General features: G+C 62.6%; 23 protein-coding genes and 1 tRNA gene. 18 read left to right on the forward strand and 6 right to left on the reverse strand.

Going from position 1 to position 20232, the window contains the following annotated elements; all coding sequences use genetic code 11:
• Nucleotides 1-134: 134 nt before the first annotated feature.
• The 6 genes from FLO80_RS15600 to trpS form a co-directional block, all read right to left on the reverse strand.
• On the reverse strand, nt 135-551 hold the full coding sequence (locus tag FLO80_RS15600; RefSeq protein WP_111367396.1) for a GNAT family N-acetyltransferase: 417 nt from the start codon (nt 549-551) through the stop codon (nt 135-137).
• Entirely contained in the window at nt 541-1155 is a 615-nt protein-coding gene (tsaB, locus tag FLO80_RS15605; RefSeq protein WP_111367399.1) for a tRNA (adenosine(37)-N6)-threonylcarbamoyltransferase complex dimerization subunit type 1 TsaB, read from the reverse strand. The genes FLO80_RS15600 and tsaB overlap by 11 nt, the downstream gene beginning before the upstream one ends.
• Nucleotides 1145-1708 carry a NifU family protein gene (locus FLO80_RS15610; protein WP_111367401.1) on the reverse strand — a complete coding sequence of 188 codons (564 nt, stop codon included), beginning with the start codon at nt 1706-1708 and terminating at the stop codon, nt 1145-1147. Before FLO80_RS15610 ends, tsaB begins: the two co-directional genes overlap by 11 nt.
• Before the next feature lie 82 nt (nt 1709-1790).
• On the reverse strand, nt 1791-2246 hold the full coding sequence (locus tag FLO80_RS15615; protein ID WP_111367404.1) for a universal stress protein: 456 nt from the start codon (nt 2244-2246) through the stop codon (nt 1791-1793).
• 53 nt (nt 2247-2299) lie between these two features.
• Nucleotides 2300-3169, reverse strand: coding sequence for a branched-chain amino acid aminotransferase (locus FLO80_RS15620; RefSeq protein ID WP_111367406.1), 870 nt, complete (start codon nt 3167-3169; stop codon nt 2300-2302).
• Nucleotides 3170-3281: 112 nt separating this feature from the next.
• Entirely contained in the window at nt 3282-4310 is a 1029-nt protein-coding gene (gene trpS / locus FLO80_RS15625) for a tryptophan--tRNA ligase (RefSeq protein WP_111367409.1), read from the reverse strand.
• A 74-nt stretch (nt 4311-4384) separates the two neighbouring features.
• On the opposite strand from trpS, the gene FLO80_RS15630 reads away from it, so the two are divergent.
• The 18 genes from FLO80_RS15630 to FLO80_RS15715 all read left to right on the forward strand — a co-directional run bounded on the left by FLO80_RS15630 (nt 4385) and on the right by FLO80_RS15715 (nt 20198).
• The gene (locus tag FLO80_RS15630) at nt 4385-5086 is read left to right on the forward strand and encodes a rhomboid family intramembrane serine protease (protein WP_246156701.1); all 702 of its coding nucleotides are present in this window, start codon (nt 4385-4387) and stop codon (nt 5084-5086) included.
• A gap of 241 nt (nt 5087-5327) precedes the next feature.
• Nucleotides 5328-5639, forward strand: a complete 312-nt coding sequence (locus tag FLO80_RS15635; protein WP_111367412.1) for an ETC complex I subunit — start codon at nt 5328-5330, stop codon at nt 5637-5639.
• Between the two features lie 281 nt (nt 5640-5920).
• Nucleotides 5921-6994: an extracellular solute-binding protein gene (locus FLO80_RS15640; protein WP_111367415.1), complete on the forward strand. Its 1074-nt coding sequence runs from the start codon at nt 5921-5923 to the stop codon at nt 6992-6994.
• Nucleotides 6995-7063: 69 nt separating this feature from the next.
• Nucleotides 7064-8164, forward strand: coding sequence for an ABC transporter ATP-binding protein (locus tag FLO80_RS15645; RefSeq protein WP_111367417.1), 1101 nt, complete (start codon nt 7064-7066; stop codon nt 8162-8164).
• A 1-nt stretch (nt 8165) separates the two neighbouring features.
• Nucleotides 8166-9023 carry an ABC transporter permease gene (locus FLO80_RS15650; protein ID WP_111367419.1) on the forward strand — a complete coding sequence of 286 codons (858 nt, stop codon included), beginning with the start codon at nt 8166-8168 and terminating at the stop codon, nt 9021-9023.
• 13 nt (nt 9024-9036) lie between these two features.
• Complete coding sequence (locus tag FLO80_RS15655; protein WP_111367421.1) at nt 9037-9888, forward strand: ABC transporter permease; 852 nt, start codon at nt 9037-9039, stop codon at nt 9886-9888.
• 160 nt (nt 9889-10048) lie between these two features.
• Entirely contained in the window at nt 10049-10543 is a 495-nt protein-coding gene (locus FLO80_RS15660; RefSeq protein ID WP_111367423.1) for a spore coat protein U domain-containing protein, read from the forward strand.
• Nucleotides 10544-10621: 78 nt separating this feature from the next.
• The gene (locus tag FLO80_RS15665) at nt 10622-11056 is read left to right on the forward strand and encodes a fimbrial biogenesis chaperone (protein WP_111367425.1); all 435 of its coding nucleotides are present in this window, start codon (nt 10622-10624) and stop codon (nt 11054-11056) included.
• 160 nt (nt 11057-11216) lie between these two features.
• The gene (locus FLO80_RS15670; RefSeq protein ID WP_111367427.1) at nt 11217-13550 is read left to right on the forward strand and encodes a fimbria/pilus outer membrane usher protein; all 2334 of its coding nucleotides are present in this window, start codon (nt 11217-11219) and stop codon (nt 13548-13550) included.
• Entirely contained in the window at nt 13550-14488 is a 939-nt protein-coding gene (locus FLO80_RS15675) for a Csu type fimbrial protein (protein ID WP_188078312.1), read from the forward strand. Before FLO80_RS15670 ends, FLO80_RS15675 begins: the two co-directional genes overlap by 1 nt.
• A gap of 146 nt (nt 14489-14634) precedes the next feature.
• On the forward strand, nt 14635-15093 hold the full coding sequence (locus FLO80_RS15680; protein WP_111367431.1) for a GNAT family N-acetyltransferase: 459 nt from the start codon (nt 14635-14637) through the stop codon (nt 15091-15093).
• Between the two features lie 51 nt (nt 15094-15144).
• A tRNA-Arg gene (locus FLO80_RS15685) sits at nt 15145-15221 on the forward strand.
• A gap of 26 nt (nt 15222-15247) precedes the next feature.
• Nucleotides 15248-16132, forward strand: coding sequence for a CobW family GTP-binding protein (locus tag FLO80_RS15690; protein WP_111367433.1), 885 nt, complete (start codon nt 15248-15250; stop codon nt 16130-16132).
• 171 nt (nt 16133-16303) lie between these two features.
• On the forward strand, nt 16304-18079 hold the full coding sequence (gene rpsA, locus FLO80_RS15695; protein WP_281287021.1) for a 30S ribosomal protein S1: 1776 nt from the start codon (nt 16304-16306) through the stop codon (nt 18077-18079).
• A gap of 272 nt (nt 18080-18351) precedes the next feature.
• A complete protein-coding gene (ihfB, locus tag FLO80_RS15700) occupies nt 18352-18636 on the forward strand; it encodes an integration host factor subunit beta (RefSeq protein WP_111367437.1) in 285 nt (94 codons plus the stop codon).
• Nucleotides 18637-19005 carry a lipopolysaccharide assembly protein LapA domain-containing protein gene (locus tag FLO80_RS15705; protein WP_111367439.1) on the forward strand — a complete coding sequence of 123 codons (369 nt, stop codon included), beginning with the start codon at nt 18637-18639 and terminating at the stop codon, nt 19003-19005.
• 105 nt (nt 19006-19110) lie between these two features.
• On the forward strand, nt 19111-19752 hold the full coding sequence (locus FLO80_RS15710; protein WP_111367441.1) for a phosphoribosylanthranilate isomerase: 642 nt from the start codon (nt 19111-19113) through the stop codon (nt 19750-19752).
• Nucleotides 19743-20198 (forward strand): GNAT family N-acetyltransferase, encoded by a 456-nt coding sequence (locus FLO80_RS15715; RefSeq protein WP_111367443.1) that lies wholly within the window; start codon nt 19743-19745, stop codon nt 20196-20198. Before FLO80_RS15710 ends, FLO80_RS15715 begins: the two co-directional genes overlap by 10 nt.
• Nucleotides 20199-20232: the final 34 nt, after the last annotated feature.

Here is a 20232-nt window from a genome sequence, read left to right on the forward strand (position 1 = left end):
GACGGTGGTCGTTGAAGCGCCACGCGCCCGGTTCGCGAGCAGATCAAAAGATCAGAACGATTTAGGCCGGGTTCGATGCCCGACGTCAATACGTATCTGCCCGATCCGGATGCAGGCGCGCAATTGACCCCAAGTCAATCGTGGAGCGGTTTTTCCATGATCAGCGCATCGCTGTACCGGCCATCGGCGTGGGAGTAGTACGCGTTTCGCGTCGCGATCAGGCGGTATCTGGAGGCGGAATAAAGCGCGTATGCCGCCCGGTTGTCGGCCGATACCTCCAGAAACGCGCGGGTCGCGCCGCGCGTTCTGGCCATGTCCTCGAACTGGTGCAGACAGGTGCGTGCCTGCCCCTGTCGGCGTGCGGATGGGGCGGTTGCGAGCGTCAGCAGTTCCGCTTCGTCCGCGATGACCCGCCCTAGCGCAAAGCCGTTATCGGTCGTGACCAGAAACACATGGGCGTTTGCGAGCAGAGTGGAAAATTCCTGCGCACTCCATCCCCGTTGACCGGCAAAGGCCTGTTTGTGGATCTCGGCTAGTGTCTCAGGAGTCATCGAGGAGTGCAGGGGCGGCGTCGCGTGCAGGAGCGGCATCGGCGGGACGGATATAGAGCGGGGCAGGGGGTGTCGTCGTGTCGATGTCGATCCGGGTGGCCGCTATTCGGGCGATGGTTTCAGCGCATTCTTCATGCGGGCCGATCCACCTGTGCTGCTGCTCCGTGGTGTCCTCGACGTCGTCCAACGCGCACAGGATGGGCGGTTTCGCTCCGGCCTCGGTGAACCGCTGGAGATAGACCTGCCCGCGTGGCGCATCGACAAGGGTGACGCAGGGGCGGGGCTGACCATAGGCAAGCGCGTCGAACCGGGAGACGCCGATGGCGGGAACGCCAAGCGCCAGTGCAAGCCCGCGCGCCGTGGCGACCGCGATACGAATGCCGGTGAAATTTCCCGGGCCGATACCAACACCGATTGCGTCCAGATCGGTCCACCCGATCCCCGCCTCGGTCAGGATTTCGTCGAGCATGGGCATGAGGCGCTCGGCCTGACCGCGCCCCATGTCTTCGTGGCGCAATGATTGAATGTGATCGCCTGACAGCAAAGCGGCGGCGCAATGCGCCGCCGATGTGTCGAAGGCCAGAATATGCGTGTCAGACCCCAATCGGGCGCACCTCGGTCACTTCGGGGATATAGTGACGCAGCAGGTTCTCGATCCCCATCTTGAGGGTCAGGGTCGACGAGGGGCAACCGGCACAGGCACCTTGCATGTGAAGATATACCACCCCTTTTTCGAACCCGTGAAAGGTGATGTCACCACCATCCTGCGCCACGGCAGGGCGCACACGGGTATCGAGCAACACCTTGATCTGGTTGATGATCCCGCTGTCGGGGCCATCGTTTTCAACATGGCCACCGGATGTTGCCGCGCCTTCTGCCATGACCGGTGCACCGGATTGGAAATGTTCCATGATCGCGCCGAGGATTGCCGGTTTGATATGGTCCCATTCGATTTCGTCGGATTTGGTCACGGTCACGAAATCGTTCCCGAGAAACACGCCCTTGACCCCGCCGATGGCGAACACGCGCGCGGCCAGCGGTGAGACGCCGGTGTCTACGGGGTCGGGAAAATCGGCGGTGCCGCTTTCCATGACGGTCTGGCCAGGCAGGAATTTGAGCGTGGCCGGGTTGGGTGTGGATTCGGTTTGAATGAACATATCTGGCGCACCTTTTCGTTTCAGGTCATCATATGCGCGTCATGCGTGTTGAAGTCAAGGTTTGGAACGATTCTAAAACAGGTTACGTGATCGCCTCGAGCCGCTCGCGTGAGATGTCACCCGGCACGATGGTGATCGGAATGGACAGGCTGCCCGATGATCGGGTGAGTTGGGTGACAAGCGGGCCGGGGCCCTTCTTGTCCACTCCGGCACCCAGGACCAGCACCCCGATTTCGGAATCGTCCTTGATCTGGGCGAGGATTTCGTTGATCGGATCGCCCTCGCGGATGACCAGTTCGGGGTCGACATTCTGCTTGTCGCGCATCCATTTGGCGAAGACTTCGAAATGCGCCTCGATCCTTTCGCGAGCCTCTTCGCGCATCAGGTCGCCGACACCGATCCAGTGATTGAACTCTTCCGGCGGTATGACGGCGAGAACCTCGACACCGCCGCCGGTCTTGGCCGCGCGCATCGCGGCAAAGCGCATCGCGTTGAGGCATTCACGACTGTCATCGAGAACGACGAGGAATTTCCGCATTCGGTTTTCTCCTGACATTGCAGCGCGGCCCAGATCCGGCTCGCAGGTTCATTCTAACCGTTCGACGCGGCCCAGTCCCAGTAAAGTTCGCGAACCTGGCGTGTCACGGGGCCGACCTGGTATTGCGTGTCGTCAAAGGCTGTGACCGGCGTGACCTTGGACATGTTGCCCGAGAGGAAAACCTCGTCGGCGTCGTGGAAGTCCTCGAAGGTGAGCACGGTCTCATGGACCTTGATCCCTTCGCCCGCGAGGTTCGAGATGTGGCGCGCCCGGGTGATGCCGGAGAGAAAGGTGCCGTTCGGAATGGGTGTGAAGATGTCGCCATCCTTGACCATGAACACGTTGGCGGTTGCGGTTTCGGCCACGTTGCCCATGGCGTCGGCCACCAGCGCATTGCCAAAGCCTCTCGATTTTGCCTCTTTCAGCATCCGGGCGTTGTTGGGATAAAGGCATCCGGCCTTGGCGTTCACCACCGCATCTTCGAGCACCGGGCGGCGAAAACGGGTGCGGGTCAGTGTCGTTGTGGCCGAAGGGTCGGCCATCGGGATCGCTTCGAGGCAGACGCAAAAGCCGGTGTCGTCCGGTTTCGGTGCGATTGCGCCTGTGGTCATGTCACCGTCGATTCCCCAATACATCGGGCGGATATAGACGGCCTCGGATTTATCATATGTTTCAAGGCCTTCGCGGATGATCTCGACCATCTGGGCGGCATCGACCGTGGGGGTGAGCATCAGGGCCGCTGCCGAGCGGTTGACCCGGGCGCAATGGGCGTCGAGATCGGGGGCGAGCCTGTTGAAAAAGCGTGCGCCGTCGAACACGGTGGTCCCAAGCCACGACCCGTGATCGGCCGATGTCATGACCGGAACTTCGCCCTCGTGCCATGTGCCGTTGAAGTAGGTTCGGATATTGCTGCCAACTGCCATTTGATTTGTCTCCCTCACTCGGACGCGAGGTTATGGCGCGGGGGCAGGAGCGTAAAGGGGGCAGTTGGGAGGCGTGACAGAATGCGCGCCTCCCGCATCCGTTAACGGATGGTTAACGCACCATGCCGACGATGTCGTAGGTGCGATCCAGGATCGGCGCGGCGATCGCGCGGGCACGGGCCGCGCCGTTTTGTAGAATGCGGTCGATCTCGGTCACATCCTGCATCAGCCGGGCCATTTCCTCCGAGATCGGGGCCAGTTTCGCAACCGCGAGATCGGCCAGCATCGGTTTGAACTCGGAAAACTGTTTGCCGCCCAGATCGCGCAGCACCGCATCGACGCCCTGTTCCGACAATGCCGCATAAATGTTAACAAGATTGCGCGCTTCCGGGCGCTCTTCGAGTCCCTTGGCCTCGGAGGGCAGGGCCAAGGGGTCGGTCTTGGCCTTGCGGATCTTGCGCGCGATCGTGTCGGCATCGTCGGTCATGTTGATGCGGCTGGCATCCGAGGTGTCGGATTTCGACATCTTCTTGGCACCGTCGCGCAAGCTCATCACCCGTGTGGCCGCGCCTTCGATCACCGGTTCGGTGATCGGGAAGAAATCGACGCCGTAATCGTGGTTGAACTTGATCGCGATGTCGCGGGTCAGCTCGAGATGCTGTTTCTGATCCTCGCCCACGGGCACGTGGGTGGCGTGATAGACAAGGATGTCGGCGGCCATGAGCGACGGGTAGGCGAAGAGCCCGAGCGAGGCGTTCTGCTGGTTCTTGCCGGCCTTGTCCTTCCACTGGGTCATCCGCTGCATCCAGCCCATGCGGGCGACACAGTTGAAGATCCAGGCGAGCTGGGTGTGTTCGGCCACCTGGGACTGGTTGAAAAGAATGGATTTTTCCGGGTCGAGCCCGGCGGCGATGAAACCGGCGGCCAGTTCGCGCGTGGCGTTGCGCAGGTCGGCGGGGTCTTGCCAGACGGTAATGGCGTGCAGATCGACCATGCAATAGATCGATTCGATCCCGTTATTCTGCATCTCGACAAAGCGTTTGAGCGCGCCGAGATAGTTGCCCAGATGCAGGTTGCCCGAGGGCTGAATCCCCGAGAACACCCGGGGCGTGAAACCCGCCCCGCTGGCTGCGTCTGTCATGGCCGTTTCTCCGTCTGGATTTCTGGGTTGCGCTGGCTTACCCATGGGGGAAAGCGCCGTCAAGGAAGTGAGGCATGAGCAACCAATTCAATCCCGGCCCGATGCAGACCGGCCCGGTCAATCCGATGCCGCCCGTGGTGGTGGGGCTGTTCCTCGTGATGCTGGGGATCGAGGCCGCGTTGAGCCTTGGAAACATGGGATATATTGGTGGTCCGGGGGCGGTGGGATGGCGCGCGGGCGCGGTGCAGACCTATGGAATCAACGGCGCGATCGTCGACTGGATGCTGGCGCAGGGGGTGTTCCCGGCAGAGCACATGATGCGGTTCGTGACCTATCTTTTCGTGCATGGATCGTTCACGCACATGATCGTGGCCGGTGTGTTGCTGCTGGCGCTGGGCAAGTTCGTGGGCGATGTATTCGCGTGGTGGGCGGTTTTGGGGGTGTTTTTCGGGTCGGGGATCGGCGGGGCGGTGGTCTGGGCGCTGGTGCTGGGCGATCCGGGCTATATTTTCGGCGCCTTTCCGGGGGTTTACGGGCTTATCGGGGCGTTCAGTTTCATCCTGTGGCTGCGGTTGGGGCAGGCCGGCGAGAACCGGGCGCGGGCCTTTGTTCTGATCGGGTTCCTGATAGGTATCCAATTGATTTTCGGGCTTCTTTTCGGGGCGCGCAGCGATTGGGTGGCCGATCTGGGGGGCTTTGCCTGCGGCTTCCTGCTGTCCTTCGTGGTCAGCCCGGGTGGCTGGCAGAGCCTGCGCGCGCGGCTGCGCCATCGCTGATGCGACGGGGCACCGTTCGGTGGGGTTAACACGAATTTTCGGCGAAAATCCGGGGGGTGATTTCCGGCTGTTGCCCGGCTGTTATGCGTACACCGCCGCAGCGCAGCGACAATCGCCGCCAAAGGCGTTAACGCAACGCGCGCAATCCGGGGCGCGCGTCATGTCACTTCCGGCTTGCGGCATGCGTCCGGAAGGCGGTAAACGGGAGCAACCCGCCCCGCGTTTGTCGAGGAGATAACACATGCCCGCGCGTATCTTTCAGCCGAGCCGCAACGCCATGACGTCCGGCACCGCCAAGACCAAGCACTGGGTGCTGGAATTCGCGCCCGCCGAGGCGCGCGATATTGATCCGCTGATGGGCTGGACCTCGTCGGGGGACACGCAATCGCAGGTCCGCATGAAGTTCCCGACCAAGGAGGCGGCGCTGGCCTATGCCAAGGCCAAGGGCATCGACGCGGTGGTGATGCGCCCGCACAAGCGCAAGCTCAATATCCGCCCCGGTGGCTATGGCGACAATTTCGCCACCAGCCGACGCCAGGTCTGGACCCACTGAAGCGTTGCGAACCGGGGCAAAGGCCCCGCCGGGGCGAATTTCGATCACCCCATGGGGCGCCCGCCGGGCGCCTTTTTCATGTGTCGCACCCCTGGTTTTTGCAGGGGGACGAACATTAACGGTGCAGGATCGAATATTCGGGCAAGTCCCGACCCGGTTTTCTTTCGCCGTTATATGGCCGTTACAACCGGGTGCGAGAAAGAAATTGACCGCTTGGGAAAAAAAGGCCCAAGCTGGGCGCAATCAATGCAAACCAATCTGTGCGAGAGGGAGTGGAATTCATGTGCAGCAAATCAAGTGGTGTTCTGACGGCCGTGATCGGCCTGGCCGTCGCTGGCTGGGGCCAGACGGCGGGCGCCGATACGTTGCGGCTCTTGACCTGGGGGGGCTATGCGCCCGACGACGTGATCGAGATGTTCGAGGCCGAGACCGGCCACACGGTCGAGGTGACCCTGTCGAACAACGAGGAAATGATCGCCAAGCTGCGCGCCACGGCGGGCGGCGGGTTCGATCTGGCCCAGCCCAGCCAGGACCGGATCGCGGGGCCGCAGGAAGAGTTCGGCATCTATAAACCGATCGACATGTCGAAGATCGACCAGGATAAATTCATCCCCTCGATGCTGTCCGCGACCATGGCCAACACCACGGTGGGTGGCGAGGTCTACGGCGTGCCGCATGTCTGGGGCACTTCGGGGCTGGTGCTCGACACGGCCAATGCCGGGATGGTCGAGGATTACACCGATCTGTGCAGCGACGAGGTGGCGGGCAAGGTGTCCTATCGCCTGAAGCGCCCGACACTGATCGGGTTCGCCTTTGCCATGGGCATGGACCCGTTCGCCGCCTATGGCGACGAGGCCGCCTATACCGAGATCATGGAGAAGGTCGAGGCCAAGCTGGTCGAGTGCAAGCCCAACGTGAAGACCTATTGGGGCGGCGGTGACGAGTTGATGGGGCTGGTGCGTTCGGGCGAGGTGGTCGCGTCGATGGCGTGGGATACCGGTGGCTGGAAGCTGAATGCCGACAATCCCGACATCAGCTTTGTTGCGCCCGCATCCGGGGCGCTGGGCTGGATCGACACGTTCGTTCTGCCCGCCAAGGGGCAGGCCGACGATGCCGCCTATGACTGGATCAACTTCGTGATGCAGCCCGAGATCGCGGCGAAGATCACCGATGCGGCGGGCAATTTCACCGCATCGAAAGGGGCCGACGAGTTTGTCGATGATGCGCTCAAGGCGCGGTACCAGGCATCGTTCCCGCCCGAAGCGGTGGATAACATCAAGTGGTATCCGCCGGTTCCCGCCGGGCTCGAAGCGATCGAGGGCGGTGTTCTCGACCGGGTGAAGGCGGCCAACTGATCCCTGCAAGCCAATTGCGGCGGCATCCCCCGCGCGGGGGTGCCGCCGACATGATTCATGGAAAGCCCGATGACACCCGATCTTGAATGCAAGGCGCTGACCCGGCGGTTCGGCGAATTCCGCGCTGTCGATGACGTATCCTTTGCCGTCCCGGCAGGTTCGTTCTTTTCCATCCTCGGGCCGTCGGGCTGTGGCAAGACCACGATCATGCGGATGATCGCGGGATTCCTGGAACCCACGTCGGGGGATATCCTCATCACGGGGAAATCGGTGCTGGATGTGCCGCCCAACAAGCGGGCGGTGAACATGGTGTTTCAACATCTCGCGCTGTTCCCGATGATGAATATCGAGGAAAACATCGGCTATGGCCTGCGGCGCAAGGGGATGAGCCGGGCGGAGATCGCCCGCAAGGTCGACGAGGTGCTGGAGCGGATCGGCCTGCCGGGCATCAACACCCGCAAGGTGGATGAACTGTCGGGCGGGCAGAAACAGCGGGTGGCGATTGCGCGCTGCATGGTTTTAGAGCCCGATGTGCTTTTGCTGGACGAGCCGCTGGGCGCGCTCGATCTCAAGCTGCGCGAGCGGATGAAGGTCGAACTCAAGGCGCTTCAGGCGGCGTTCGACACCACCTTTGTCTATATCACGCATGACCAGTCCGAGGCGCTGGTGATGTCGGACCAGATCGCGGTGATGAACGAGGGCGCGTTCGAACAGGTGGGCACCGCGCAGGAGCTTTATTATCGGCCCGAGACCGCGTTCGTGGCCGGGTTCGTGGGCGACACGAACCGCTGGACCGGGCGGATCGAGCGGATAAGTGGCGAGGCGCTGGACCTGCGCACCGAGAACGGGATGCTGATGCGCGGGGCGTCGCACGGGCGGGCGTTGCAGACCGGCGACCGGGCCGCGATCTATGTGCGCCCCGAGGCCATTCGCGTGGCCCATGGCGCCGAGGCGCTGGAGGGGTTCGACAACAAGATGGAGGGCACGGTGACGAGCCTTCTGTTCAACGGCGCCGCCAGCCGCGTTCTGGTGAGGCCCGCAACGGGGGGCGAGGAGATCGAGGTCGCGCTGCCGCAATCGGGCGAGTTCGCCACCACGCGCAAGGGCGATGTCCTGCATATCGGGTGGTCGGGCGCGCAGGGCAATTGCTTTGCCGCCGGGGCGGGTTGAGATGCGGGCGGGTACGAAACTCGGGTTCATCCTGCTGTTGACGCCGCTTTTGCTGTGGCTGTCGCTGTTGATCATCATCCCGCATATCGACATGTTCCTGGTCTCGATCCGCGAGCGGGTGGACGTGCGGCAATACGAGACCAGTCTCGCGAATTACCTGACCTTCTTTCAGGAGCCGCTTTACCTGCGCACCTTCCTGCGCACGGCGGTGATGTCGGTGCTGGCCACGCTGATCACGTTGCTGATCGCCTTTCCGGTGTCCTATTACATCGCCAAGATCGCCAAGGGGCGGTTGCAGGCGGTGCTGTTCGTGCTGTGCCTCATTCCGTTCTACGTCTCGGAACTGGTGCGGACCTTCGGCTGGATGATCCTTTTGCGCGAGACAGGGGTTTTCTCGAACCTCCTGCAATGGGCCGGGCTGGCGGATCGGCCGGTCGAGATGCTCTATAACGATGCGGCGATCATGATCGGGCTGGTCTATACCTCGATGCTGTTCATGGTGGTGCCGCTTGTCACCACGCTTGAAAGCCTTGACGACGCGGTGGTCGAGGCGGGGTATGATCTGGGGGGCAACGGCTATTCGGTGCTGCGCGAGATCGTCATCCCGCACGCCACGCCGGGGATCGTTTCGGGCTCGATCGTGGTGTTCATGCTGAGCCTTGGCAATTACCTCACGCCGACCATGCTGGGCGGCAAGGACAGCCTGTGGTTCACCGAATTGATCTATTCCCAGTTCATCGTGCGCTTCAACTGGGAGCTGGGGGCGGCGTTCGGGTTCCTGCTGCTGCTGTTGTCGTCGCTGATCGTGTGGGGGATGCTGCGGCTGACCGGGCAGACCCTGAAAGAGACCATGGGATGAGGAGGCGCGCGGCATGATCCCGACCATCCCCCAGCCCCGTGCGGTCCGGCTTGCCTACGGGGCCTATGTGCTTTTGTTCTTCCTCTATCTCGCGCTGCCGCTCAGCGTTGTCGCGGTGTTTGCCTTCAATGACAGCCAGTTCCCGTCGCTGCCCTGGGAAGGCTTTACCTGGGAGTGGTTCTTTGGCGATGCGCGCCCCAAGATCGGGGTATTTCATGAACGCCCCATCCTGCGGGCGATCGGCACCTCGGCCTTTGTCGCGCTTTGCGTATCGGTCCTGTCGGTGGCGGTGGGCCTTTCGAATGCGTTCCTGTTCAACCGGTACGAGTTCCGGGCCAAGGGGCTGCTTTACATGCTGATGCTGTTGCCGCTGGTCATTCCGGGAATCGTGCTGGGCATTTCGATCCTCGTCTTTTCCTCCAGCGTGGCGAACGGGCTGTGGGAGGTGGCGCAATACGATGTCCAGGCTCTCAGGCCGGGCCTGATGCTGGTCATCCTCGGGCAGTTCTCGTTCATTGCCACGATCGCGACGCTGGTCATCTCGGCCCGGTTGCAGAAATTCGACCGCTCGCTGGAAGAGGCGGCGATGAACCTCGGTGCGGGGCGGTTGACCGCGGTTCGCACGATCACGATTCCGTTCCTGATGCCCGCGATGATCGGCGCGTTGGTGGTGGCCTTCCTGATGAGTTTCGAGAACTTCAACACCACGCTGATGTTGGTGGGGTCGGATGCGCCGCTGACCATCGCGATGTTCGACCGTCTCAAGGAGGGGTCGACACCGCTTTTGAACGCGGTTTCGCTTCTGCTGATGGTGGGGTCGTCCATTCTGGCACTGACGGTGATCCTGTTTCAGCGCCGCAACTGATCGGCCCGTTGGCCCGTTCGACAGGCTTGCGCATCGGGGGGCTTTCTGACCTTTGTATTCTTGCAACGTTGCGCAAAAAAGTTCTTTAAACGTTCTCTCGGGCTGGAAATATGGATTGAGGTGTTGCTAATCTGAAAGAGGTTTTCAGGAGTTTGTTATTATGAAAAAACTCTCTGCCCTGTCCGCCGTTTTGGGCGCTCTCGGCACCTTCGCGATACCTGCATTTGCGGCTGTGGAAGAAGGCACTTTGAACATTACCGCCACGGTGATCGCGCAATGCACGATTACCACGACGGCCGTCGCATTCGGAGATATCTCGCCGACGCAGGCGACGACGGCCACGGGCGCGATCTCGATCAGTTGCGATGACAACAATACGTTGGACTCCGTCGTTGTTGATGGCGGCAGCAACGAGGATGCGGGCACCCGACGGATGAGAGATGGCGGAACCAACGTCATCCCCTATACGCTCTCGATTGGCGGCAGCGCCGTGGCGGTGAATGGCGACATCGCGAGCGAGATTACCCTGACCGGGGCGGGCCCCTACACGGATTCCGTGGATGTCGATGGCGCAATCGCCTCGACCGGAACTGCGCGCGCCGTGGGGGCATATTCGGATGCGGTAACGATTACGGTGAATTACTCGGCCCCATAGGAACAACCGGGGCTTTGGAAGGCAAAAAAAAACAACCTCCGAAGCCCGAACTCTGAAGAGGCAAATGGGCAGGCAGGCATGAAACTCAAGAACATGGCAACGGCGGCTGCGGTCGCCCTGTTCGCTGTTCCCTCTCTTGTCGCGGCGGACTCTTTTACAATTTCACCGACGAACCTGATGGTGAGAGGTGCCGACCGCACCGCGACGCTGACCGTGAAATCCGGCGGTCCGGGGCGGATTCAGGGTCAGGTGCGCGTCATGCGATGGACCCGGTCCGGCGGCAAGGATTCGTTGACGCCAACGCGCGACGTGGTGGCCAGCCCCCCGGTTCTGCATCTTGAGCGAGACAAGGAAACGACCATACGCCTCGTGCGTTTGAGAAAAGCTCCGGTGCGGGGCCAGCGCGAATGTTATCGCGTCCTGATCGACCAGCTTCCGGGCACGCGCAAGGGTGGGTCCGCCGTCACCTTCACGATCCGTCACTCGGTGCCTCTTTGTTTCCATCCCAACTGAAACAAATCCGGTCCGGGATCGGGGGTCTGCTGCACAATCTCCGCCTTTAGGCATACTGAAGGGACGTGGCGTGATCAGGGCATCAGTAATAGCAGGCGCTGCCTTCTTTCCGCTCGCGATCGTAACATGGGCAGAAGACCTTCGCCCAACCGGTGCCGAAATGTCCGACTCCTATCAAGCCCCGGTGACGGTCCCGGAAATATCTGAACCCGCGCTGACGAGCCAGGACAGTTTTCCGCTTCATCTTCTCGTGATTCTGAACGGGGAGGACACCGGAAAGATCGCGCAGTTCACCTGGTTCGATGCAGGTAAACGGATCGGAATGACCGCCGCCGAAATGCGCGAGATCGGCCTTGCGCCCCCGTCAGGGGGGCGGGCGCTGATCATGCTCGATACGCTCTCTGGCCTCAATTACCGATACGATGAGCCCGCCCAGGAGATTCATATGTCCGCGTCTCCCCAGCTCCTGACACACCGCATCATAAACGCGCGCCAGCGCCCCGCATACGCCGATGCCCAGCCGGGCTATGGCGTGGTTCTGAATTACCGGGTCACCAGCAACCTGGGCAGTGATGTTCTTGCCGATGGTTTCCGGGTGCAGAATGTCTTTTCGTCGCTCGAGGGGCGCCTTTATGCGCCGTTCGGTGTGCTACGGACCACCGGCTCGCTCACTGCGCAGAGCCTTGGGCTGAACGGGGCGCGGTTCAAGCGCGACGACACCACCTTCAGCTATTCGAACCCCAAGACAATGCTGACCTTCAGCGCCGGGGATGTCGTCTCGTCCGGGCAGGCATGGACGCGCCCGATCCGGATGGGCGGGGTTCAGATACGGCGCGATTTTTCGCTGCGCAGCGACATCGTCACCGATCCTCAACTGGCCTATTCGGGGACCGCCGCGGTGCCGACGGCGGTGGATGTCTACGTCGATAACGTCAACGCCTGGTCCGGCACGATCCCGCCCGGGCCGTTCACCCTGACCGATCTGCCGTTGATCAACGAGCGCGGCGAAACCACGATCGTGATCCGCGACGCGGCGGGGAACGAGGAGACCAGGACGGTCGAATTTTTCCCGACCGAGAACCTGTTGCGCCAAGGGCAGCTCGATTTCTCGTTCGAGGCGGGCGTCGCGCGCAAGCGCTATGCGACCGAGAATTTCGCCTATGGCGACGACCGGATGGCGAGTGCAAGCCTGCGCTATGGCCTGTTCGAGAAGGTCACCCTGCACGGCCATGTCGAAGGCAGCTCCGAGTTGATCGCGGCCAGCACGGGCATTTCCTCGGTTCTGTTCAATCGGGCCGAGATCGGGCTCAGCCTTGGCGCGAGCCGATTCCAGGGCGAAACCGGGTATCTCGGTCATTTTAACGTCCGCACAGACCTTGGCGGTGCCGACCTGCGGTTTTCCTCGACGCGGCACAGCAAGGGTTATGCCGACCTGGCCTATGCGACGGCATTGGCCGAAGGTGCCACCGTCGATCCCGCCCTCTTGCGCCCGGCCAGGGCGCAGGACGTTCTGTCGCTGTCGGCACCGATGCCGTCCAACATGGGGACATTCGGGGTCAACCTGATCAACCTCGAACGTGCCGACGAGAGGAACACCATCCTGTCGGGGGCTTTTACCCGGCGCATCGGGTGGCGCGACTCGCAATTTCGCATCTCGGGCTTCAAGGAACTCAACAGCCAGGATTTCGGGGTCTCGATGGGCCTTTCGGTGCCGATCGGGCAACGCGCCCGTGCATCTGCCGATCTGAGAAGCGGTCGGAGCGGAGGGACACAAGCGGGCCTGCACCTGCGCCGCACGCTCGACCAGGATGTCGGAAGCCATGGCTACAGGGCCGATCTCTACCGGGATGGGAAGGGCGGGAACTCGGGCTTCCTGAGCGGGTCCTACAGGGGGCGTTATGGGGTGGTCGAGGCGCGGATGCAGGCCGCGAAAGATGGAAATCTGGCGGTCGCCGCCAGTCTTGAGGGGGCGCTGGTTCTGAGCGATGCCGGGCTGATTGCCGGCAACAGGATCAAGAACGGGTTTGCAGTCGTCGATCTGGGTATTCGCGACACGCCCATCCTGCTGCACAACCATCCGGTGGCCAAGACCGGCGCGATGGGCAAGGCACTGGTGCCCGACCTTGTTCCATACCAGTATAATCGCGTTTCGGTCAGACCATCCGATCTGCCGCTCACGGCAAATATCAACGCCACCGCGATGCAGGCCGTTCCGGCCCGCGGGGCCGGTGTGACCCTGCGCATGGGCCGGGGCGCCAGCGCCTCTGCGCTGGTCGTGTTGCGCGATGCCCGGGGCGAATTCATCCCCGTTGGATCGGAGGTTACGGTGAATGGCCGCCGTTCCGAATTCGTTGTCGGCTATGATGGGGAAGTGTGGCTGGAACGGCTGCGCCGGAAAAGTCGCATCACGGTAGATACCGGCAGCTCCCGGTGCTCGGCCGAGTTCACCCTTCCGGCCCAGGATGACGCCTATCTCGAATTGGAATGCCTGTAATGAAACGAATACTGATCCGCATCACGTTGGCGCTTTCGCTTTGCGCCGCATCCGTTGGGGGGGCCGCTGCGCAAAGCTGCACTGCGACGATGGACGATTTCAACTTTGGCACGACGTCGGTGCGCGGCGGCAGCACGCCGCAGACCCTGGGGACATTGCGGGTCGATTGCGAGGCGCTGCTCGGCCTCATCAGTACGGTGAATATCTGTATCACGGTCGGAGCGGGTGACGGTGGGGCCGGGCCGTCGAATTCGCCGCGTTACATGCGCCGCGCGGATGGCAACCAGTTGGCCTATCAACTCTATCGCGGGGGATACGGGGGCACGATTCTGAACGGTATTTCCGGTGTTCAATTGAGCCTTCTGGGGTCGAGCGTGTTCGAGGAAACGATCTATGCCGAGATTCTGGACAGCGGCACCAGTGTGAAGGGCGGGTATTACGATTCGAATTTCTTCGGTGGCGTGGATTTTGTCGTCACCGCCGGGACGCTGCTGTCCTGCACCTCGCAGGGTCAGCAGGACACAGGTGATTTCACCGTTTCCGCAGATATCGAGCCAAGTTGCACGGTTTCGGCGGGCACGTTGGATTTCGGCACGTTGGGAACCACCGTTTCGGCGCCGGTCACCGGGCAGGCGACGATTGATGTCACCTGCTCGAACGGCATCCCCTATACCGTATATCTGGGCCAAGGTCAGGGCATGAGCGTGACCGATCCGACCGGGCGCAAGATGACCTCGGGCAGCAATACATTGACATACGGGCTCTATCGCAATCAGGCGCTGAGCGCGCCTTGGGGGTGGACGGCCGGTGTCGATGGCTATGCCGCCACCGGCACTGGTGCTCTTCAATCCGTTCCGGTCTATGGCCAGATCAGCGCCGGCCAGACGGTTCCGGTCGGGGTCTATAACGACAGCGTGGTGATCACGGTTGATTATTGATCTGGCCACGCTGGACGGGACAGCATAATACGTGTTGAGAGAGGGCAGAATGCACGAAACGGCGCCGGGATCGCGGTTTTCGCGGGCTTTTCCTGCCTCGGTTCGTCAGAGTATCACAGAGTCAAAACCATACCCGGATTTACCGCATGATCGTTACAGTCGAGACCCCGGACACGACCGATGTCGCGGCCCTTCTGGCGGTGCACGAGGCGCTGATGCGCGGCCAGACCCCTGCCGAAAGCTGCCATGTCAGATCCGCCGATGACCTGCGCGCCGCGAACGGACAGGTCTATACCCTGCGCTCTGAAGCCGGCGCGCTTCTTGCCATTGCCGCGCTGGTGCCACTCAGCGCGACGCATGAAGAGTTGAAATCCATGCACACCGCGCAGGCTGCGCGTGGGCGAGGTGCCGGGCGTGCCTTGCTTGACGGCATGATCTCCGACGCCCGGTCGCGAGGCGTGACGCGGATCAGCCTTGAGACCGGATCGGGCCCGGAGCATGACGCGGCCCGCGCGCTTTATGCAAAGGCGGGGTTTTCCGAGACAGCGCCCTTTGCCGACTATCCCGATGATCCGCTTTCGACCTACATGACGCGCGCATTCTGATCCGCTTCGCGCTTGCGTTCGCGCGCCCTCTCGCGCATTTAGGGCGCGCGCGGTCCCGTAGCTCAACTGGATAGAGCAGCTGACTTCTAATCAGCAGGTTGGGGGTTCGAGTCCTCCCGGGATCGCCAATGACCCAGTTGAACAGGGAGGCGACATGGACAGGCTGCCACTCACCGTTGTCGGGGGCTACCTGGGGGCGGGCAAGACCACGCTGATCAACCGGCTTTTGCGCGAGGATCACGGGCTGCGCCTGATGGTGATGGTCAATGATTTCGGGTCGGTCAACATCGACGCGGAGCTGTTGAAAAGCGCGGGAGAGGACACGATCGAGCTGACCAACGGGTGCGTGTGCTGCACGATGGGGGCCGATCTCTTCATGGCGCTGGGCGATGTGCTGGACCGTGTGCCGCGGCCCGATCACCTTGTCATCGAAGCCAGCGGGATCGCCGACCCCAAGAAGATCGCCGATGCGGCGCGGGCCGAGCCCGAGATGGAATATGGCGGGATCGCGCTGGTCGTGGATGCGGGGAATTTCGCGGGCCTGGCGGCGGATGCGCAGATCGGGGCGCAGATCCGCGGGCAGGTCGGGGTGGCGGATCTGTTGCTGGTGTCGAAATGCGGGGCCGAGGTGCCGGGCGCGCTGGCGATGCAACTGGCCACGATGTCGCCCGCGCCGCTGGTGGCGCTCGACGGGCTCGATGCGGTGGCGCCGCTGGTGTTGGGCGGGATCGAACCGGGCACGGGCCGGGGCACGGGTGCGGGGCATGGTGCCTATGTGACATGGGGGCAGGACGGCGACGAGGTGATGGAGCGGGACGCGTTACGGGCGCGGCTCGAGGCGGCGCCGGAGGGGCTTTACCGGGTGAAGGGGGTCATGCGCGGACCCGAGGGCGGGTTCGAGTTTCACAAGGTCGGCCCCTCGGTCGAGATCGCGCGGGCCGAGCAGCCGACGGTGTCGCGCGTGGTCGGGATCGGCCCGGCGGCGCGGATCACCGCCGAGGAGATTGCCGCGTGGTGGCGGGGTGGTGAAACGGCGTGATCGTCGCGATCGTCCGTGGCGTGTTGCGCGCGCGAGGGCGCGCCCCGGCGGGTTGGCGCGGTCTTAACCCTTGCGTTCAAGACCTGAACCGCCTAAGAAGCGCGCGTCGACAAGGCGGAAAACGCCGCAGAACGTAAGAGACGAGCAGGGTCGGGCAGTTTCCGGCCCTCTTTGTTTTGCGAACCGTCTGACCAACGAAACCCCCAAAGACCGGCGGAGACAACCGCACGGCCGGAAAACAACGCAAAAGGACTTAAACGCCACATGGCTCAAAACACAACGATGGAGGAATTCGAAGCCCTCCTGAACGAAAGCTTCGAAATGGACACGCCCGAAGAGGGCAGCGTCGTCAAAGGCAAGGTCATCGCGATCGAAGCGGGACAAGCCATCATCGATGTCGGCTACAAGATGGAAGGCCGCGTCGAACTCAAGGAATTTGCAAACCCCGGCGAAGCGCCCGACATTTCGGTCGGTGACGAGGTCGAGGTGTTCCTGCGCTCGGCAGAGAACGCCCGGGGCGAAGCTGTCATCAGCCGTGAAATGGCGCGCCGCGAAGAGGCGTGGGACCGGCTGGAGAAAGCCTATGCCGATGATGCGCGTGTCGAAGGCGCGATCTTTGGCCGCGTCAAGGGTGGCTTTACCGTCGATCTGGGCGGTGCCGTGGCCTTCCTGCCCGGCTCCCAGGTCGATGTGCGCCCGGTGCGTGACGCAGGGCCGCTGATGGGTCTGAAACAGCCGTTCCAGATTCTCAAGATGGACCGCCGCCGTGGCAATATCGTGGTCTCGCGTCGCGCGATCCTCGAAGAGAGCCGCGCCGAGCAGCGCGCCGAGGTGATCGGCAACCTGACCGAGGGGCAGGCCGTGGACGGTGTCGTGAAGAACATCACCGAATATGGTGCCTTCGTCGATCTGGGCGGTGTCGATGGCCTGTTGCACGTCACCGACATGGCGTGGCGCCGGGTCAACCACCCCAGCGAGATCCTGTCGATCGGCGAGACCGTCAAGGTGCAGGTCATCAAGATCAACAAGGAAACCCACCGTATCAGCCTTGGCATGAAGCAGCTTCAGGAAGATCCGTGGGATCTGGTGGGTGCGAAATATCCGCTGGGCACGGTTCACAAGGGCCGCGTGACCAACATCACCGATTACGGTGCCTTCGTCGAGCTCGAACCCGGTATCGAAGGGCTGGTCCATGTCTCGGAAATGAGTTGGACCAAGAAGAACGTGCATCCCGGCAAGATCGTTTCGACCAGCCAGGAAGTCGATGTGATGGTTCTCGAGATCGACCCGGCGAAACGCCGCGTGAGCCTTGGTCTCAAGCAGACCATGCGCAACCCGTGGGAAGTGTTCGCCGAAACCCATCCCGAGGGCACCCAGGTCGAGGGCGAGGTCAAGAACATCACCGAGTTCGGCCTGTTCATCGGGCTTGAAGGCGATATCGACGGCATGGTCCACCTTTCGGACCTGAGCTGGGACGAGCGCGGCGAGGATGCGATCCAGAACTATCGCAAGGGCGATGAGGTTCAGGCCGTCGTGTCGGAAGTGGATGTCGAGAAAGAGCGCATTTCGCTGTCGATCAAGGCGCTGGGCGGCGACAAGTTCGCCGAGGCCGTGGGCGGTGTCAAACGCGGCTCGATCATCACCGTGACGGTGACCTCGATCGAGGATGGCGGGATCGAGGTGGAATACGAGGGCATGAAATCCTTCATCCGCCGTTCGGACCTGTCGCGCGATCGTTCCGAGCAGCGCCCCGAGCGGTTCTCGGTCGGTGACAAGGTCGATGTGCGCGTGACCAACGTGGACAGCAAGACCCGCCGTCTGGGTCTGTCGATCAAGGCACGCGAGATCGCCGAAGAGAAGGAAGCCGTTCAGCAATACGGTTCGTCCGACTCGGGCGCGAGCCTGGGCGACATCCTTGGTGCGGCGCTCAAGAGCGACGACACCTGATCGCCGATTGAAGAATGCGACGCGGCCCCGCCTTTTGGGCGGGGCCGTTTGTTGCGCCGAATCAATGGTTTCGCCGCGCTGCGGCGCAGCCGGGTACGATTATGTGACCGAGCCGCCGGATGGCCTGGTGCGCTCAGAATCGCCGATATTGGCGGATTTGGGGGCGATTTCTTCTGTCCGGCCTTCGGGTTTAATGTTCCTTGCGCGATCAATTCTCTCTATAGTCCCTGAAAAAGACAGACCTGCAAAACAACCCCGGGGAGAGTGATCCGATGATCCGATCGGAACTGATTCAGAAGATCGCCGATGAGAATCCGCATCTTTATCAACGCGATGTCGAGCGTATCGTGAACACCATTTTCGAGGAAATCACCGAAGCGATGGCCAATGGCAACCGTGTCGAGTTGCGTGGCTTCGGTGCATTCTCGGTCAAGCAGCGCGATGCGCGCATCGGGCGCAACCCGCGCACCGGCGAGGCGGTCGAGGTCGAGGAAAAGCATGTGCCGTTTTTCAAGACCGGCAAGCTGTTGCGGGATCGGCTGAACGGGAAGTCGTGAATGCGTTACATCCGCTATGCCTTTCTGGCCGTTCTGGCCGTTTGCCTGATTTCGGTCGCGATGGCCAATCGGGGAATGGTTGAATTGCGCATGCTGCCCGAGGAACTGGGCAACCTGTTCGGGCTCAACCGGTCGGTCGACCTGCCGCTTTTCATCGTGATCTTTGCCGCGATCGTGGCGGGGTTGATGATCGGTTTTGTCTGGGAATGGCTGCGGGAACACAAGCACCGCGCCGATGTCGCGCGCAAGGACGGCGAAATGAAGGCCCTCAGGCGCGAGATGCAGCGCCTCAGGCGCGGCGATGGCAAGGGCGGCAAGGCTGGAAAGCAGGAGGACGAGGTTCTGGCGCTTCTGGACGAGGCGCGCTGAACCCGCCGATGATGGCGCCTGTTTCGGGTGGCGGCTTTTGAGTATTTTTCCCAAGAAAGAGCAGGGGAGGTTTTCAGACCGCGCCCCTTCGCATAGGTCAGGGCCATGAGTGTCAAGGTCAAGATATGCGGGCTGAGTCGGCCCGAGGATGTTGCCGCCGTGGCGGGGGCGGGCGCGGCCTATGCCGGGTTCGTGTTCTTTGCCCGGTCGCCCCGTAACCTCACGCTGGATGACGCGCGGGCGCTGGCGCTGGAGGCTCCGGTGGGGTTGGCCAAGGTGGCGTTGACCGTGGATGCGGATGATATGCTTCTGGACCGGATCACCGAGGCGGTGCCGCTTGACATGTTGCAATTGCATGGCAGCGAGAGCCCCGGGCGGGTGGCGGAGATCAAGGCGCGCTATGGCCTGCCGGTCATGAAAGCCGTCGGGGTGGCGGGGCAGGAGGACCTTACGGCGCTTGCGGGTTATGAAGAGGTGGCGGATCAGATCCTGGTGGATGCCAAGCCCCTCAAGGGCGCGGCCTTGCCCGGGGGGAATGGCCTCGCCTTCGACTGGCGGCTGATTGCCGGGCGGAAATGGGCGCGCCCGTGGATGCTTGCCGGGGGGTTGACGCCCGGGAATGTCGCGGAGGCGGTGCGCCTCACCGGGGCGCGGCAGGTGGATGTGTCCTCGGGCGTGGAGCGGGCGCCGGGGGTGAAGGATGCGGGCCTGATCCGGGCTTTCGTGGAGGCTGCACGATGCGGGTGACGTTTCGGGACGCGCGGACGGAGGACGTGCCCGCGGTGGTGGCGCTTCTGGCCGATGACATGCTGGGGGCGACGCGGGAACGGCAGGATATGGGTCTCTATCGCGCGGCGTTCGAGGCGATGCGGGCTGAGGGCGCGAACCATCTGATCGTCGGAGAGGACGAGGCGGGGCGGATCGTGGCCACCTACCAGATCACGTTCATCTCGGGTCTGAGCCTGGCCGCGGCGCGGCGCGCACAGGTGGAGTCGGTGCGCGTGGCCTCCAACCTGCGCGGGCAGGGGGTCGGGCAGATGATGTTCGCGGATGCCGGGGCAAGGGCGCGGGAGGCCGGGTGCCGCCTGGTCCAGCTCACCATGAACGCGACCCGCACCGAGAGCCGCCGATTCTATCAATCGCTGGGCTTCGAGGCGAGCCACGTGGGGTTCAAGAAGCCGCTCGAGGGGTAGGAAGGGCAGGGCGCTTGCCCTATCGCGCCCACAT

The sequence above is a fragment of the Aquicoccus porphyridii genome (assembly GCF_008369105.1).
Lineage (GTDB): Bacteria > Pseudomonadota > Alphaproteobacteria > Rhodobacterales > Rhodobacteraceae > Aquicoccus > Aquicoccus porphyridii.

Bases quoted from the DNA above. Each gene is read 5' to 3' on its own strand.
- FLO80_RS15675 (WP_188078312.1), top strand. From the start codon at position 13,550: ATGAAACGAATACTGATCCGCATCACGTTGGCGCTTTCGCTTTGCGCC.
- ihfB (WP_111367437.1), top strand. From the start codon at position 18,352: ATGATCCGATCGGAACTGATTCAGAAGATCGCCGATGAGAATCCGCAT.
- FLO80_RS15610 (WP_111367401.1), bottom strand. From the start codon at position 1,708: ATGTTCATTCAAACCGAATCCACACCCAACCCGGCCACGCTCAAATTC.
- FLO80_RS15680 (WP_111367431.1), top strand. From the start codon at position 14,635: ATGATCGTTACAGTCGAGACCCCGGACACGACCGATGTCGCGGCCCTT.
- FLO80_RS15645 (WP_111367417.1), top strand. From the start codon at position 7,064: ATGACACCCGATCTTGAATGCAAGGCGCTGACCCGGCGGTTCGGCGAA.
- FLO80_RS15640 (WP_111367415.1), top strand. From the start codon at position 5,921: ATGTGCAGCAAATCAAGTGGTGTTCTGACGGCCGTGATCGGCCTGGCC.
- FLO80_RS15620 (WP_111367406.1), bottom strand. From the start codon at position 3,169: ATGGCAGTTGGCAGCAATATCCGAACCTACTTCAACGGCACATGGCAC.
- FLO80_RS15670 (WP_111367427.1), top strand. From the start codon at position 11,217: ATGTCCGACTCCTATCAAGCCCCGGTGACGGTCCCGGAAATATCTGAA.
- FLO80_RS15715 (WP_111367443.1), top strand. From the start codon at position 19,743: ATGCGGGTGACGTTTCGGGACGCGCGGACGGAGGACGTGCCCGCGGTG.
- FLO80_RS15665 (WP_111367425.1), top strand. From the start codon at position 10,622: ATGAAACTCAAGAACATGGCAACGGCGGCTGCGGTCGCCCTGTTCGCT.
- FLO80_RS15705 (WP_111367439.1), top strand. From the start codon at position 18,637: ATGCGTTACATCCGCTATGCCTTTCTGGCCGTTCTGGCCGTTTGCCTG.
- FLO80_RS15690 (WP_111367433.1), top strand. From the start codon at position 15,248: ATGGACAGGCTGCCACTCACCGTTGTCGGGGGCTACCTGGGGGCGGGC.
- FLO80_RS15710 (WP_111367441.1), top strand. From the start codon at position 19,111: ATGAGTGTCAAGGTCAAGATATGCGGGCTGAGTCGGCCCGAGGATGTT.
- FLO80_RS15650 (WP_111367419.1), top strand. From the start codon at position 8,166: ATGCGGGCGGGTACGAAACTCGGGTTCATCCTGCTGTTGACGCCGCTT.
- FLO80_RS15630 (WP_246156701.1), top strand. From the start codon at position 4,385: ATGAGCAACCAATTCAATCCCGGCCCGATGCAGACCGGCCCGGTCAAT.
- FLO80_RS15600 (WP_111367396.1), bottom strand. From the start codon at position 551: ATGACTCCTGAGACACTAGCCGAGATCCACAAACAGGCCTTTGCCGGT.
- FLO80_RS15615 (WP_111367404.1), bottom strand. From the start codon at position 2,246: ATGCGGAAATTCCTCGTCGTTCTCGATGACAGTCGTGAATGCCTCAAC.
- FLO80_RS15660 (WP_111367423.1), top strand. From the start codon at position 10,049: ATGAAAAAACTCTCTGCCCTGTCCGCCGTTTTGGGCGCTCTCGGCACC.
- FLO80_RS15635 (WP_111367412.1), top strand. From the start codon at position 5,328: ATGCCCGCGCGTATCTTTCAGCCGAGCCGCAACGCCATGACGTCCGGC.
- trpS (WP_111367409.1), bottom strand. From the start codon at position 4,310: ATGACAGACGCAGCCAGCGGGGCGGGTTTCACGCCCCGGGTGTTCTCG.
- FLO80_RS15655 (WP_111367421.1), top strand. From the start codon at position 9,037: ATGATCCCGACCATCCCCCAGCCCCGTGCGGTCCGGCTTGCCTACGGG.